15 protein-coding genes and 1 riboswitch are annotated in these 14,793 nt (G+C 54.6%); of the genes, 14 read left to right on the top strand and 1 reads right to left on the bottom strand.

Translation table 11 applies throughout. The features are described from left to right. Window positions 1–39 precede the first annotated feature (39 nt). Both lysA and BLT01_RS04995 read left to right on the top strand, forming a co-directional pair. Complete coding sequence (lysA, locus tag BLT01_RS05000; protein WP_092095257.1) at window positions 40–1,368, top strand: diaminopimelate decarboxylase; 1,329 nt, start codon at window positions 40–42, stop codon at window positions 1,366–1,368. A gap of 143 nt (window positions 1,369–1,511) precedes the next feature. Beyond that, window positions 1,512–1,883, top strand: coding sequence for a GNAT family N-acetyltransferase (locus tag BLT01_RS04995; RefSeq protein ID WP_092095255.1), 372 nt, complete (start codon window positions 1,512–1,514; stop codon window positions 1,881–1,883). Here the strand turns inward: BLT01_RS04995 and BLT01_RS04990 are convergent. Then, window positions 1,877–2,389, bottom strand: coding sequence for a DUF309 domain-containing protein (locus BLT01_RS04990; RefSeq protein WP_176765049.1), 513 nt, complete (start codon window positions 2,387–2,389; stop codon window positions 1,877–1,879). The genes BLT01_RS04995 and BLT01_RS04990 overlap by 7 nt on opposite strands. Window positions 2,390–2,434: 45 nt before the next feature. Here BLT01_RS04990 and BLT01_RS04985 point away from each other — a divergent pair, with 45 nt between their 5' ends. From BLT01_RS04985 to BLT01_RS04930, 12 genes are all read left to right on the top strand, one after another. Next, complete coding sequence (locus tag BLT01_RS04985; RefSeq protein ID WP_092095423.1) at window positions 2,435–3,181, top strand: segregation/condensation protein A; 747 nt, start codon at window positions 2,435–2,437, stop codon at window positions 3,179–3,181. Window positions 3,182–3,183: 2 nt separating this feature from the next. Further along, window positions 3,184–3,780: an SMC-Scp complex subunit ScpB gene (gene scpB / locus BLT01_RS04980; RefSeq protein ID WP_092095250.1), complete on the top strand. Its 597-nt coding sequence runs from the start codon at window positions 3,184–3,186 to the stop codon at window positions 3,778–3,780. Window positions 3,781–3,801: 21 nt separating this feature from the next. Beyond that, window positions 3,802–4,782, top strand: coding sequence for a D-alanyl-D-alanine carboxypeptidase family protein (locus tag BLT01_RS04975; protein WP_092095248.1), 981 nt, complete (start codon window positions 3,802–3,804; stop codon window positions 4,780–4,782). An 84-nt stretch (window positions 4,783–4,866) separates the two neighbouring features. Continuing rightward, window positions 4,867–5,598 (top strand): pseudouridine synthase, encoded by a 732-nt coding sequence (locus BLT01_RS04970; RefSeq protein ID WP_092095246.1) that lies wholly within the window; start codon window positions 4,867–4,869, stop codon window positions 5,596–5,598. A 113-nt stretch (window positions 5,599–5,711) separates the two neighbouring features. Beyond that, entirely contained in the window at window positions 5,712–6,263 is a 552-nt protein-coding gene (gene resA / locus BLT01_RS04965; RefSeq protein WP_092095243.1) for a thiol-disulfide oxidoreductase ResA, read from the top strand. 15 nt (window positions 6,264–6,278) lie between these two features. Beyond that, window positions 6,279–7,940 (top strand): cytochrome c biogenesis protein ResB, encoded by a 1,662-nt coding sequence (gene resB, locus BLT01_RS04960; protein ID WP_092095241.1) that lies wholly within the window; start codon window positions 6,279–6,281, stop codon window positions 7,938–7,940. Beyond that, on the top strand, window positions 7,937–9,121 hold the full coding sequence (ccsB, locus tag BLT01_RS04955; RefSeq protein WP_092095238.1) for a c-type cytochrome biogenesis protein CcsB: 1,185 nt from the start codon (window positions 7,937–7,939) through the stop codon (window positions 9,119–9,121). Before resB ends, ccsB begins: the two co-directional genes overlap by 4 nt. A gap of 291 nt (window positions 9,122–9,412) precedes the next feature. After that, complete coding sequence (locus BLT01_RS04950; protein ID WP_092095235.1) at window positions 9,413–10,126, top strand: response regulator transcription factor; 714 nt, start codon at window positions 9,413–9,415, stop codon at window positions 10,124–10,126. After that, window positions 10,119–11,897, top strand: a complete 1,779-nt coding sequence (locus BLT01_RS04945; protein ID WP_092095233.1) for an ATP-binding protein — start codon at window positions 10,119–10,121, stop codon at window positions 11,895–11,897. Before BLT01_RS04950 ends, BLT01_RS04945 begins: the two co-directional genes overlap by 8 nt. A 49-nt stretch (window positions 11,898–11,946) precedes the next feature. Next, window positions 11,947–12,480 carry an RNA polymerase sigma factor SigX gene (locus tag BLT01_RS04940; RefSeq protein ID WP_092095230.1) on the top strand — a complete coding sequence of 178 codons (534 nt, stop codon included), beginning with the start codon at window positions 11,947–11,949 and terminating at the stop codon, window positions 12,478–12,480. Next, complete coding sequence (locus BLT01_RS04935; RefSeq protein ID WP_092095227.1) at window positions 12,477–13,691, top strand: Ish1 domain-containing protein; 1,215 nt, start codon at window positions 12,477–12,479, stop codon at window positions 13,689–13,691. The genes BLT01_RS04940 and BLT01_RS04935 overlap by 4 nt, the downstream gene beginning before the upstream one ends. A gap of 108 nt (window positions 13,692–13,799) precedes the next feature. Continuing rightward, window positions 13,800–13,931: riboswitch (FMN riboswitch) on the top strand. 164 nt (window positions 13,932–14,095) lie between these two features. Further along, window positions 14,096–14,683: an ECF transporter S component gene (locus tag BLT01_RS04930; protein WP_092095225.1), complete on the top strand. Its 588-nt coding sequence runs from the start codon at window positions 14,096–14,098 to the stop codon at window positions 14,681–14,683. Window positions 14,684–14,793 lie beyond the last annotated feature (110 nt).

Raw genomic sequence — 14,793 nt, 5'->3', positions numbered from 1 at the left:
GTAAAGTTTTAATAGACTAAGCCGGAAGGATGAGGCACCGTGCATCTATACGGAACACAGAAGATCAGCAGCAATGGACATCTTGAAATCGGCGGGGTGGACGCGGAAGAGCTTGCACGCGTCTACGGTACCCCGCTGATTGTCTATGATATCGCGCTCGTCCGGGACCGCGCCCGTTCGTTCCTGAAAGCCTTCGAGGAAGAAGGGGTCAGCGGCCAGGTTGCGTATGCGAGCAAGGCATTCTCCAGCATCGCGATGTTCCGGATCGTCAGGGACGAAGGACTGTCGCTCGACGTCGTCTCCGGAGGAGAGTTGTATACCGCCATCCGCTCCGGCTACCCTGCAGACCGGATCCATTTCCACGGAAACAACAAGAGCGAAGAAGAAATCCGCATGGCATTCCGGGAAGGCGTCGGCTGCATCGTGGTGGACAATTTCCATGAAATCGGCATGATCACGCGGATTTCCGAAGAGCTGTCGTTGCCGATGGATGTGTTGATCCGTGTCACACCCGGCATTGAAGCACATACGCATGATTTTATCACCACCGGCCAGGAAGATTCCAAGTTCGGCTTTGACTTGAACAATGGGCAGGCTGACGAGGCGTTCCGGCTACTCTCAGGCGCAGGACGGGTGCGGATTCTCGGCCTGCACTGCCATATCGGCTCCCAGATTTTCGATACGGCGGCATTCAACCTTGCTGCCGGCTCGCTCATGAGGAAAGTCGCCGAATGGAAGGGGCGGCACGGGTACATTTGCCCTGTCCTGAATCTGGGGGGCGGTTTCGGTATCCGTTATACGGAAGAAGACCACCCTCTTGAACCGGAGGAGTATGTCCGCGCCATGATCCGGACGGTGAAGGAAGCCGCAGCGGAGTCTGACTATCCGGTGCCTGAACTCTGGATCGAGCCGGGCCGCTCCCTCGTCGGAGAAGCAGGCACGACACTTTATACCGCAGGATCTGAAAAGGAAGTTCCCGATGTCCGTACCTACCTGTCTGTTGACGGTGGGATGAGCGACAATATCCGTCCCGCACTGTATGGCGCGGCCTACTCATCCGCCGCGGCACTCCGAATGGACGAGCCGCATACCTCTGCCTATACGATTGCCGGCAAATGCTGCGAATCCGGCGACAAGCTGATCGATCAGGCCTATCTTCCGGATGTGGAGCCGGGCGACCTGATCGCAGTTTTCTGCACGGGTGCCTACGGCTATGCCATGGCGAGCAATTATAACCGGATGCCGCGCCCGGCCGTTGTATTCGTCGAAGGCGGGAGCCACCGTGCGGCCATCCGCCGTGAGACGTATGATGATCTGATCCGTCTGGAGCTCGAGGCGGCCGGTATCGGAAAGGAAGAGGTGCGTTGAGGAAGAGGAACATCATCCTGTTCATCGCCATCATACTCATGGCGTTGGCCTGGGGGGCTGTATACTGGATATACATAGCCCCGAATTTCGGGCCTCCGGCAAGCTGACAGCGAGCGGAGAATACGGAAGAGAGGGAGCCGACCATGTTACTGCGCTATAAAAAGTCACTCGAAAAAATCGCGATGGGCCTCTTGTCCTTCATGCCCGGCGAAAAAGATGTGAAGAAACTGAAGGAGACAATCACCCGATACGAGACAGACGATCAGAGCCAGCTTTATCTCTGGAAGACCGGGGAGGACTTTATCGGCCTGGTCGGCGTCGAACTAGACGGGGACCGTGTCACTGTCTGCCATCTGTCTGTCAACCCGTCCCACCGGGGCGAAGGTGTCGGAAAAGAGATGGTGGCGAAACTGGCGGCGATCATGCCGGGCAAAACCATCGTCCCGACAGAAGCCACACGCCCGTTTCTTGAGAAGTGCCAGGAAATCATCGAAGGAGGAGCAGACCGTCAATGACGACTGCTCCTCCTTTTTTCATTCCCGGACAGAATATGGCCCCTGTCCCGGAGCATATGTTTATGAATGAGACGGGCCCCGGTAAGGTCCGGAATCGCTCCATTTTGGACCAGTTCCGATACGGCATCACGGATTGCGGAGTCGGTCACCCTGATGGGAAACGCTACAAAAGGCAGTCCGTCCTCCACGGCATCCGCCGCTTTCCGGATATTCCGCAGAAAGGCGGGCAAGTCCACGCCATCCGAGAAGGGGGAACCGTCTTCAAACGTCAGCCTGAGAAGACGCTCCGCCTTCGGAAAAAGTTTGGCGGCACCGCGGAAATTACCGCGTCTCCAGTGGTAAAGCGCGACAGCTGACTGGATATAGCCGACCAGCGGATGTGCGCGATCCCTCGGCGCAACGAGGTTCCAATAATCCTCAAGCACTTCGTGGCACTCAAAATAATCTTGATTCTCATTGAAGTACGCAATAAACTTGATGAAAAGCGGATGACGGAGCGGATCCACAAAAATCATCCTCCTTTCCGCAACGAATCGACTGCAGGTGAATCCATGTCTTATTTGGTGAAGTTGGAGGCCTTCGAAGGCCCTCTCGACCTATTATTGCACTTAATCAACCGGATGGAAATCGATATCTACGACATCCCGATGGCGGAACTCACCCGCCAATATATCGATCACATCCACACGATGAAGGTACTCGAACTAAACGAAATGAGCGAGTACCTTGTCATGGCCGCCACTCTCCTTGCCATCAAAAGCAAAATGCTTTTGCCGGTCCATGAGGAGGAAACACCGGATATCGACGACTTGCCGGAAGACGGTCCCGATCCCCGGGACGAGCTCGTGGAGCGGCTTATCGAATACCGGCGGTACAAGGAAGCAGCGGCAACGCTGAAAGAATACGGAGAGGAACGGGGAAAAAGCTTTACAAGGTCTCCGGCGGAACCCGCAGCATCCGGTTTGGCGGCAGCCCTTCCAGACGAAGGCCTGAATGTCCACGACATGATTGCGGCTTTCCGAAAAATGATGGAGCGGAAAAAACTGAAGGCACCGCTCAGGACAAGAGTCACCCGCCAGGAAATCTCGATTGCAGAGACAATGGAAAATGTAGTCGGACGACTCGGGAAATCCGGCGGAAGAGCCATGTTTTCCGACCTCTTTGAAACTGGCGAACGGGCGGAATTGGTGGTAACTTTCCTGTCGTTGCTGGAACTGATGAAGCAGCAGCGGATCACCGTTGAGCAAGAAAGGAATTTTGACGACCTGACCGTCGTCCTCAGGAAGGAAGTTTTGTAGTTTTGGAAAATGGTAATCATCTTGCCGGACAGATTGAAAGCCTGCTGTTCGTAGCGGGCGATGATGGTCTGACGGTAAAACAGCTGGCCGGGCTGACGGGCACGGATCAAGAGGCCGTCGAGCGCGCGATTGCTCAGATCGCAGAAGCGTGCAGGCCGGAGGGCAGAGGTCTCCGTGTCATGGAACTGGCCGGCACGTTCCGGCTGGCGACCAAGCAGGAGCATGCGGATGCGGTCCGCCTTCTTCTTGAAAACCCGACCACACAGGCACTGACGCAGGCATCGCTTGAGGTGCTCGCAATCATCGCCTACCGCCAGCCGATCACGCGCGTCGAAGTGGAAGAGATCAGGGGCGTGAAGTCGGAGAGGCCCATCCAGACGCTCGTGTCGAGGGGGCTGGTGAAGGAGGCAGGACGTGCCGAAGGAACGGGGCGTGCGATCCTGTACGGAACGACAGACACGTTCCTCGATCATTTCGGTCTCGCAAGCCTGAACGACCTCCCTCCTCTGAATGACGCAGGCGAAGATACGGCAGATGAAGAAATGGACCTGTTCATGTCCAACTTCACAGAAGTATTTGATGAAGAAACTAACGATTAATCTGACGGAAGGCGGTGGATTTTGAGAAAGCGGATATCCGCGATGCTGGCGGTTTTCCTGTTTGTCTGTGTGTTTCCGTCTGCCGCTTCTGCCGCACAGGCTTATGCCGTAATCGATGCGGAAAGCGGCAGGCTCCTGAAAGGGGCGAATGAGGACGCCCGTCTGCCGATCGCGAGCCTGACAAAGATCTGGACGGCGCTCACCTACATCGATGCCGCCGGCAAAGAAGGCACAGTCACGGTTTCCGAAAACGCTTCGAACCAGGAAGGGTCATCCATCTATTTGCGTACCGGGGAAGAAGTTCCTGCTGAAAAGCTGCTTTACGGTCTGATGCTGCGATCCGGCAATGATGCGGCGACGGCCCTAGCCGAGGATGCAGGGGGTTCTGTCGAGGGATTTGTCGACATGATGAACGAAAAAGCTCAGCTGGCGGGACTCGACAACACGGAGTTCACCAATCCTTCCGGGCTCCATGACGACCGGCACCTGTCCACGGCTTACGACACGGCGCTTATGCTGAAGTATGCAATGGACAACAGCCAGCTGAAGGAAATTTCTTCAGCGCCACTTTACAAATACGAAGATGGCGGCTGGCAGAACAAGCACCGGCTGGTCAGGGCGGAAGGCGATGCGGTAGCCGGCAAGACCGGTTTCACAAAAACTGCAGGCCGGACGCTTGCCACCCTGTTCGAAAAAGACGGCAAGCGGGTGATTGTCGTCACATTGAATGACGGGGACGACTGGAATACCCACAGGGACCTGTCCGGGGAAGTATTCAGAACTTATAAGAAAGTTATCGTAGCGGAGGAAGGGACGTATCAGATTCTTCCGGGAATCCTCGGGGAACTGGAAGAGCCGCTAGCCGTTTTATTGTCGGAAAAGGAGATGGAAGGCGTTTCACATGCCGCGATCATTCCGCGCGGCGCAGGGGACGGCATCTGGCAGGTCCGGCTGGACGGTGTGCCGATCGCCACCGCAAAACTGAAGATCACACGAAGATGACCGTATCGTTGCCGATGCGGTCTTCTTTTCATTTCACCATGGTTGTGACATAATTTTGTGCAGTAAATATGATGGGGTGACCTGATGGAAAGACTTCAAAAAGTAATCGCGGCGGCCGGAATCGCATCCCGGCGCAAGGCGGAGCAGCTGATCGCCGATGGACGGGTAACCGTAAACGGAAAAACCGTGACCGAGCTTGGAACAAAAGTGGGCACTGCCGACAAAATAGAAGTGAATGGTGTTCGTCTGGAGCGTGAGGAGAAAGTGTATTATCTGCTTTACAAGCCCCGCGGCGTATTGTCGGCAGCCTCTGATGACAAGGGCCGGAAGACGGTGGTCGACCTGTTCCCGGAGGTGGAGGAGCGGTTGTATCCGGTCGGCCGGCTGGACTACGATACGACTGGAATTCTCCTGCTTACAAATGACGGGGACTTCGCCTACCTGATGACCCACCCGAAATTCGAGATCGAGAAAACATATGTCGCGCGGACGAAAGGCATCCCGACGAAGGAACAGCTGAAAAAGCTTGAACGCGGCATTGTTCTTGAAGACGGCAAGACCGCTCCGGCTAAAGCGAAACTTCTCAGCATGGACAAAAAAACGGACAAGGGCATTGTCCAGCTCACCATTCACGAAGGAAAGAACCGGCAGGTAAAGCGGATGTTCGAAGCGATCGGCTGCCCGGTACAGAAGCTGAAAAGGGAGTCATTCGGCTTCCTTAACCTCCACGGCCTGAACGCCGGCGAACGCAGGGAATTAACGGCGCATGAAGTGAAACAGCTGCGCGTGCTGGCTGAAACAGGGAACATTCACTGATCAGGAACGTTCACAAACCCTTCATATGTGAGGATTTTGGCAAGTCCCGCCTTTGTTATAATGGATAAGGGTCTTTCCAATCCTGTACTTATTGAAATCGAGGTGACATTCGGATGACAAAGCAGCAGGAACGGGAAAAAAAGAGAAAGCGTCAGCAAATCATCCGGACCGCCATCCTGGCCGTTCTGGCCATTGCCATTGTTTATACAATCGTGGTCAACGTCACAAAAGACGAAGATATCGTCGAGGTGGGTGACACTGCTCCGGATTTTGAGCTGGTCGACCTCGAAGGAAACACCCACCGGCTATCTGATTACCGGGGTGAAGGGGTGTTCCTGAACTTCTGGGGCACCTGGTGCGGACCGTGCAAGAAAGAAATGCCGCACATGGAAAAGTACTTTAAAGAATTTGAGGACAAGGGAGTCAACATCCTGGCGGTCAACATTGCCGAGTCGGACCTGAAAGTGCAGTCTTTTGCGAATACCTACGGACTGACATTTCCAATCGTCATCGACAAAACAAACAGCGTACGGGATGCCTACAATGTAAGGCCGCTGCCGACGACTTTCCTTGTCGGGCCGGATGGCAAAGTGAAGAAAATCATCCAGCAGGAGATGAGCGAGGAACAGATCAAAGCCTATATGGAAAGCATCATGCCCAGTTAAGGAGTCCTGACAACCATGAGTTCGATTAAATGCGAATGCGGCCATCTTAACCCTGAGGGGACGGACATCTGCCAAAACTGTGGACGGCCGCTTTCAACCGAAGAAAAATCAAAAAAATTGGCAGACATGCGCTATGATGGTGCCGCCATCCGTTCAAAGACCCACAAACGGACGGTGGTCGACAAAATCTGGAATTTCTTCTCCAGTGTCAAAGTCGGTGTCAGTATCATTATCGCCATCCTGGTCGCATCGGCGATCGGGACCGTCCTGCCGCAAGTTTTCTACATCCCGGGCGGAGGCGCCAATGAGGCACAGGCCGCCCAGTATTATGAAGACAATTACGGCATATTCGGAAAGCTCTATAACGCACTCGGCCTAAGTGACCTGTACGGTTCCTGGTGGTTCATGACACTCGTCGGCATGCTTGGCATTTCGCTTGTCGTCGTCAGCCTGGACCGCGGAATCCCACTCTACAAGTCCCTGAAAAACCAGCGGATCGACCGCCACCCGAGTTTTCTGAAGCGCCAACGCCTTTACGGTGAGGGACGCGTGGATGACCCGGATGCCGTCATGAAGAAAGCCGCAGAAAAACTGAAGGGACAGCGATACAACATCCGGGAAAAGAACGGGGCCCTTCTGGCTGAGAAGGGACGCTGGGCGCGCTGGGGTCCTTATGTGAATCACCTTGGTCTTATTATTTTCCTGTTCGGAGTGATGCTCCGGGCGATTCCCGGTTTCTATGTCGATGAATCGATGTGGATCCGCGAAGGGGAGACCCTGGCGGTAAAAGGCGCCCCCGGACTTTATCTGGAAAACAAAGGGTTCACTTACGACATGTATACACAGGAAAACACCGATGAAGTGTTCAGCGAGGCGATCGACCGGGTAGGCACAGTCGCCTCGAATTACCAGACGGATGTCGCACTTTATGAAACGCCTGAAGGGGCGCTTCCCGGTTCGACAAACGCTGAATTCGTCAAGGAGTATTCCATCGTCGTCAACAAGCCGCTCAAGCATGAGGGCTTCCATATCTTCCAGATGGACTTTAAGCTGGATGAAATCAGTGCGATGACGTTTGCGCTTGAACACAAGGAGACCGGTGAATCTCTCGGTGAGCTGACCGTCAACCTGGCCAATCCCGAGAAGGAGTATGATATCGGAAACGGAGCCAAAGTGGAGCTGCTCGACTACTACCCGGACTTTAGCGGATTTGAGGACGGCGAGCCCCAGTCGGCGACTCCCGTTCCGAACAATCCGGCTTTCCTTTTCAAAATGACGACTCCGGAAACGCCGGAGGGCGAAACAAGCTTTGTGGCGATTCGCCAGACCCTCGAGCCCCTGGGAGAAAACACTTATAAGCTTTCCTTCCAGAAGGCCGATACACGAAATGTGTCAGGCCTGACGATCCGAAAGGACAAGACCATTCCGGTCATCGTGCTCGGCGGTGTGATCTTCATGATCGGCGTCGTGCAGGGATCCTACTTTAATCACCGCAGGTTCTGGATCAGGAAGTCGGAAGATGGAAAAATCCAGGTTGCCGGCCATACAAGCAAGAACTGGGTGGCCCTGCAGCGGGAACTGGATGCGGTGAGTGACTATGCCGGACTTCCCGCATACACCGATCAGCGCGACAAAGAAGCACAAACGGATAAAATGGAAGGAGATTCCAGATCATGAACCTAGTAGACCTTAGCGGAAATCTTCTCTTCGTTGCATTTATCGCATACCTCGTCGGGACGCTCCTGTTCGGCGGCGCGGTGAAAGGGTCGAAGAATGAGGCTTCCGCTTCCAACAAACGCTGGGGCAAGCTCGGCATAACGGTGACCATCATCGGGTTCCTGGCGCACCTCGGCTACTTCATCACAAGGTGGATGGCTTCAGGCCACGCACCGGTCAGCAACATGTTCGAGTTCACTACGGCTTTCGGCATGCTGCTAGTCGGAGCGGCGATCCTGTTTTACTTTCTCTACAAATCGCCGCTTGTGGGACTTTTTGCGCTCCCGATCGCCATTGTCATTCTCGGATATGCGGCCATGTTCCCTCGGGACATCCAGCCGCTTATCCCGGCGCTTCAGAGCTACTGGCTGACCATCCACGTGATCACGGCTGCAATCGGTGAAGCCATCCTTGCGATTTCGGCTGTTGTCGGCCTGATCTATTTGCTGAAGAACATCGATCTGACGAAAAAGTCCAAGGAACGGGCGTGGATTGAATTCATCATGTATACGATTGTCCTGGTCCTCGGATTCATCGTGATTTCGGTCGGCTTCCGGGCTGTCGGCTATGAAGCAACGTTCGACTATGTCGACAAAAACGGCGCTCCGGCCGAAGTGGTATACCACAACCCGCCGCTGTTCGGAATGAACGAATACAGCGCCAAGACGGAAGGGACGATGGAGCCGCTGGCAGAGATGCCGCCGATCATCAACGCCAAGACGCTGACGACATTCACCTGGTCGGTCATCGCGGGCACCCTGATCTACTTCCTGATCCGGCTGATCAGCCGCCGACGCATCGCAGAGCTGGTAAAGCCTCTTGCTGTCAAAGCAAACTCCAAGCTCATGGATGAAATCGGCTATCGGTCCGTCCTGATCGGATTCCCGGTCTTCACTCTCGGAGCGCTCATCTTCGCGATGATCTGGGCACACGAAGCCTGGTCGCGCTTCTGGGGATGGGATCCGAAGGAAGTATGGGCGCTCATCACCTGGCTGTTCTATGCAGCATACCTCCATCTCCGCCTATCGCGTGGGTGGGAAGGCCGCAAGTCGGCCTGGCTGGCGGTTGTCGGCTTTGCCATCATCATGTTCAACCTGGTGGCCGTCAACCTCGTCATCGCCGGTCTCCACTCATACGCATAAATCCGAATGCCCCTCCGGAATCCGATCCGGAGGGGCATTTCCGTTTTTACGGATGCCTGATCCATCACCAGCAGGAAGTTGGCCGTTTGCCGTTTTAGATCATGCAACACATGGCGGGTTCCTCCTATACCGTGTGCCGATGGGAAAACGGAGCACTTGTCAATCCGCGATGCCCCCCTGGACGACATGCCCTTCCGGCAGTTGGGACAACAGACGATTCGTTTTCATTTTCCAGCTCTGAAAGGTACAATAGAAGGTGAAGAGCAGTGTAGGTGAAAGGGGAAATGGTTTGTGACTGAACAAGTTTCCATCCTCGTCGTCGACGATGAAGAACGCATCCGGCGACTGCTGAAAATGTACCTTGAGCGGGAGGGCTATGAAGTCGATGAAGCTGTCGACGGCGACGAAGCGCTTGAGATGGCGCTTGGCCGCGACTATGATTGCATTCTCCTCGACATCATGATGCCGGGCAAGGACGGCGTTGAAGTGTGCACCGCACTCCGTGAAGAAAAGATGACACCGGTCATCATGCTGACGGCAAAAGGTGAAGAAGCGAACCGTGTCCAAGGGTTCGAGGCGGGGGCGGATGACTATATCGTCAAGCCGTTCAGCCCCCGCGAGGTCGTACTGCGCGTCAAGGCTGTTCTGAGGCGCTCGGCGAATTATGCTTCGGTCGATCCACAGACACCGAAAGACCTGGTCGTATTTCCTCACCTCATGATTGACAACGATGCGCATCGTGTCACGGCGGAGGGCAAGGAAGTGAACCTGACGCCGAAGGAATACGAACTGCTCTACTTCCTCGCGAAAACCCCGGACAAGGTGTTCGACCGGGAACAGCTTCTGAAGGAAGTGTGGCACTATGAGTTTTTCGGCGACCTGCGGACGGTGGATACCCATGTAAAGCGGCTGCGTGAAAAGCTGACCAGGGTTTCTCCGCGTGCTGCGAAGATGATTGTCACCGTCTGGGGAGTCGGTTACAAGTTCGAGGCCGGTAATGAATAGGATATGGAACAGCATTGTCGGGAAGCTATGGGCAACCATATTGCTTCTCGTTTCATTTGTCCTGTTTATCGTGAGTGTCCTGCTCCTTGAATTTCTCGGGAACTTCTATGGAAACCAGGCGGAAAACACGCTTCGCCAGCAGGCAGTCACCATCTCCAAGATCGTTGATCAGCACGAAGATCCGACCGCCTCGATTTATGTGATCGACGATCTGCTTGGCGAGGATACGAGTGCAATTATCGTTGATGTATCGGGAAAAGTGGTCGATGCCTTTCATGAGGAAAAAAACGGCAGCAAGATCCGGGAAATCCTCCTGAATGACAAGGAGCTTTCACGGGTGTTCGGCGAGGACTCTCCGGTAGTCAAAGAGATGAATTTACCGTCTGCGGCAGATGCGGACCGCCTGGAGGCGCATTCCGTTCTGGCCGCCCCCCTCCATGAGGGGGATCGGCTGAACGGAGCGGTATTCGTTTATCAGAATATGGAGGCCGTCCATGAAAACATCCGACAGACAAACTATATTGTTCTGCTATCCGCTTTTATCGCTTTTGTCCTGACGACGTTCTTTGCATTTTTCCTTTCTTCAAGGATCACGTCACCGCTCCGCAAGCTGAAGGAAGCGGCGAACAGTCTTGCGGAAGGCCGCTATGACACAGAAGTTCCGACACCGCAGCATGACGAAATAGGGGACCTGGCTGTGGCGTTCAACAAAATGGGGCGGCAGGTCAAGCACAACCTGGAAGTGATCGGACAGGAAAAGGAGCAGCTCCAGAATATCCTTACATCGATGACGGACGCGGTCATTTCGTTTAACCGCGACGGTTCGATTCTCCTGACCAACCCTCCGGCGGACCGGCTGCTGAAGAAATGGCGGGATGCAAGGAAAGACAAGGAAGGCGACATTCCCGATGAAATCACCGGCATGCTGAACCATGTGGTCATGTACTCTGAAGAAGTCGAGGACGAACTGCCCCTGGACGGCCAATATTTTGACATCACGATCAGCCCGCTATACAGCGGCAGCTATATCCGAGGAGCGGTCGCGGTATTCCGTGACATGACAGAGCAGCACAGGCTGGACAAGGTCCGGACCGATTTCCTGGCCAATGTCTCCCATGAGCTGAGAACACCGATCTCGATGCTGATCGGCTACTCCGAAGCGCTGAGCGACGGGATTGTCGAGACGGAAGAGGATCGGGAAGAGATGATGAAAATCATTCGTGACGAAGCGATGCGGATGGGGCGCCTTGTCAATGACACACTTGACCTGACACGTTTGGAGTCCGGGTATATGCGGCTCTACAAGGAACCCACCGCCGTCCGGCCGATGGTGGAACGGATTGCGTCCAAGTTCATCCAAAAGGCGAGGGATGCCGATATCACGCTGAAGGTAGATGCAGCAGGAGCCGGGGAAGCCATCGTTGATCTGGATGAGGACAGGATTGAACAGGTCATGACCAATCTGATTGACAACGCCATCCGTCATACCCCTTCCGGCGGAACAGTCGAAGTCAAATCTTCGGCTGACGATGGCTTGCTTGAAGTGGCGGTTGCCGATACCGGATCCGGAATTGCGGAAGAAGACCTGACATACGTGTTTGAGCGGTTTTATAAGGCTGACAAGGCCAGGACCAGAGGAAAAGGCGGAACAGGCCTCGGTCTTGCAATCGCTAAAAACATCGTCGAGTCCCACGGCGGATGGATCCGTGCGGACAGCCGCCTCGGAAAAGGGACGACGATGACATTCAGCATCCCATTCGAAGAGCGATGAAACCTTTTCGCCTTTCGGGCGACCAATTCCAGTGAACGGAGGGCAGTTGATGGATGAATCCGTGTTTCACCGGATCTATGAGGAATACCACCAGGATGTATACCGGTTCCTCATCTACCTGACGAAGGATCGGATGCTCTCCGAGGATCTGCTGCACGAAGTGTATGTTCGGGTGTTGAAATCATTCGGAAATTTCCAGGGGAAAAGCAGCGAACGGACCTGGTTATTCTCCATTGCAAGAAATGTGGCTTTTGACCATTTCCGACGGTCTTCCGTACGGAGAAAACGGACGGACGAGTCGTTTGATTGGGAAACGGAACAGCCTGCCGACCGGGGACTGACACCGGAGGAAGCGGCCGTCCACGGAGATGACATGGACCGGCTCTTCAAGGTGCTGGATGATTGCACGGAAGACCAGCGGATGGTCCTCATCATGAGGTTCCTGCAGGAACTTTCTATTGCGGAAACAGCGGAAGTGCTCGGCTGGACGGAAGCCAAAGTGAAGACTACCCAGCACAGGGCAGTCAAAAAAGCAAGGGAACTTCTGGAAGGAATGGACGGATGGGGAGGTGGCGGACGATGAGCAAAGACAAATGGAATGATGAAGAGATTGGTCACTGGCTAAAGTCCGTTCCCAAACCCGAAGATAACCGGAGCCGTGATGACATTCTGGCAAGGCTAAAGGCCGATCCGCGCCTCCGGGATAAGCAGCCGTCCAGGAGCCGCAAGTGGATACCTGCCGGAGTGGCCGCTGCCGCTCTCCTTGCGGCGGGCATTCTCATTCCATCCCTGATGGATGGGGGCGGTGAAGTGAGTGTCAGCGACTCTGCATCAGAGTCCGCCGACGACGCAGCGCAGACTACAAGTGAATCCTTTCAAAGTGGAAGGTCCATTGAACAAAATAGCGCTGCCTCAGATGAAGAGATGAGCCTTCGCAGCGACCAATCGGTTATGGAAAAAGGCCTTATGGGGGCAGCCGTCTATCCGGAAGCAATGGAAGGCTTCGTGCCGTTCCGGATTGGCCTTGTCCACGAGGCAACAGTCGTGCCGGTCACTTTTCTGATCCCGGAATCAGTGGTTGCCGAGGATTTTGGAAGCGTGTCGCCGGGCGATGCTGAGCTGTATAACCGCTACGCTTCCCAGATCGATGAAGAAGCATTGGGCTTTGATGACTATCACCCTTATCAAGGGACAGTCAGTACGGACAAAGGAGGCGTGACGCTGGTCTTGTCCGGAGATCACCCCTATGACACCGCAAGTGCGTCAATCACCACATTTGCGGAGTCGGTCCAGGAAACATTCAGGAACGAAGAGAACGTCCTGGTACGGGATGAGAGCGGTGCACCTGCAGAATTCGACCAGGTGGGGGCGCTCCCGGAAATCGCCACCGAACCTGAGGGGGTATACTTCGCCTACGAGAAAAACGATGGGACCACCGTCCTTGCACCGGACCGCCGTTTTGATCCGGCTCATGCAGCAGAGGCCATCGAACTGATGAAAAGCCGGACAACCGATTTGTTCGAACCACTCATCCCGGCAGAAGCCGATCTCATCGTGGAACTGCCCGCCGAAGGCGATAGGATGACAATCCGTTTTGAGGAGCCGTTTGATTTCAGCAGGATGGACGATCAGGATGCTGCCCGGATGATCGACGGCATTGCACTGACCGCAGCGCAATATCACCTTCGCGTCCGCTTGCAAAATGCCGTCAATCCGCCTGCCGGCTATCAGCTTGAAGACGTGCTCCCGCTTCCTGCAGGGCCGAATGGCATCATTTTGAGTCTTCCAGGCTGAGCCCCTGTTCGGAACGGAAATATTTTCTGATTGAATTTGAGACAGAACAGTTTACAAATGAATTGACTTTTCGTATTATAGGGTTGTAATAAAAAATAACCACATATGATTCATCTTCGGGGCTGGGTGAAATTCCCGACCGGCGGTGATGGGGCACATGCCCCTAAGCCCGCGAGCCGCAAGGCAGGATTTGGTGAGATTCCAAAGCCGACAGTAAAGTCTGGATGGGAGAAGGTGAAGGCACGGCCGTTATCGTCTGCATTTTGCGGACTGGTGACGCCTGTATTAAACTTGCCTTTCTCCCCTGGACGGATTTCCGTTCAGGGGTTTTGATTTAGGGGCAGGTGTTCGGGGCCGTCGTCCTTCCTTCGTTGAAGAGGATCAACAGAAGGAGAGAAAGCATCATGAAGAAGAAAAATACGCGCCTGCGGTCACTGATCGCAATTGCCATGCTGAGCAGCATCTCGTTCGTGCTCATGCTGTTTAATTTCCCGCTGCCGCCATTCCCGGCATTCCTGCAAGTCGACTTTAGTGAAGTTCCGGCCATTATCGCTGCGATTACAATGGGACCGGTTGCCGGAATCCTTGTTGAACTGCTTAAAAATGTTCTCGACTGGCTGTTCTCTGGTAGCCCGACTGGTGTACCGGTCGGCCACATGGCCAACTTTGCAACGGGCGTCCTGTTCATTCTTCCGGTCTGGTGGGTGTATCACCGCCTGTCCAACGCCAAGGGGATGACGACCGGCCTGATCCTCGGTACGATGTCGATGGCAGTCGGCATGAGCCTGCTCAACTATGTGCTGTTCCTTCCGCTGTATGTGAAGTTCATGAACTTCCCGGTCATGTCGGGAGAAGAACTTTACCAGATGATCGTGCTGGGCATCCTACCGTTCAACCTGCTGAAGGGAATCATCCTTGCGGGCATCGTTCTTCTCCTGTTCCGCAGCATGCGGCGCTGGATCGAGAAACAACGTGCCGTTTTCCTGGGATAATCCCCAGGCATCAATCAAACCTATCCAGGGACCGATCCGGGAACCGCCGGGTCGGTCCCTTTTTGCCGTGACGGGATGGAGGGGTTGCGTACGAATCCAAGAAGTTCGCT

It is taken from the genome of Bhargavaea beijingensis (assembly GCF_900101985.1).
Classification (GTDB): Bacteria; Bacillota; Bacilli; order Bacillales_A; family Planococcaceae; genus Bhargavaea; species Bhargavaea beijingensis.
The sequence above is the reverse complement of the archived record's forward strand: the minus strand, read 5'-3'. Positions and strand labels throughout refer to the sequence as shown.

Bases quoted from the DNA above. Each gene is read 5' to 3' on its own strand.
- BLT01_RS04995 (WP_092095255.1), top strand. From the start codon at position 1,512: ATGTTACTGCGCTATAAAAAGTCACTCGAAAAAATCGCGATGGGCCTC.
- BLT01_RS04985 (WP_092095423.1), top strand. From the start codon at position 2,435: ATGTCTTATTTGGTGAAGTTGGAGGCCTTCGAAGGCCCTCTCGACCTA.
- BLT01_RS04970 (WP_092095246.1), top strand. From the start codon at position 4,867: ATGGAAAGACTTCAAAAAGTAATCGCGGCGGCCGGAATCGCATCCCGG.
- resA (WP_092095243.1), top strand. From the start codon at position 5,712: ATGACAAAGCAGCAGGAACGGGAAAAAAAGAGAAAGCGTCAGCAAATC.
- resB (WP_092095241.1), top strand. From the start codon at position 6,279: ATGAGTTCGATTAAATGCGAATGCGGCCATCTTAACCCTGAGGGGACG.
- ccsB (WP_092095238.1), top strand. From the start codon at position 7,937: ATGAACCTAGTAGACCTTAGCGGAAATCTTCTCTTCGTTGCATTTATC.
- BLT01_RS04945 (WP_092095233.1), top strand. From the start codon at position 10,119: ATGAATAGGATATGGAACAGCATTGTCGGGAAGCTATGGGCAACCATA.
- BLT01_RS04940 (WP_092095230.1), top strand. From the start codon at position 11,947: ATGGATGAATCCGTGTTTCACCGGATCTATGAGGAATACCACCAGGAT.
- BLT01_RS04935 (WP_092095227.1), top strand. From the start codon at position 12,477: ATGAGCAAAGACAAATGGAATGATGAAGAGATTGGTCACTGGCTAAAG.
- BLT01_RS04930 (WP_092095225.1), top strand. From the start codon at position 14,096: ATGAAGAAGAAAAATACGCGCCTGCGGTCACTGATCGCAATTGCCATG.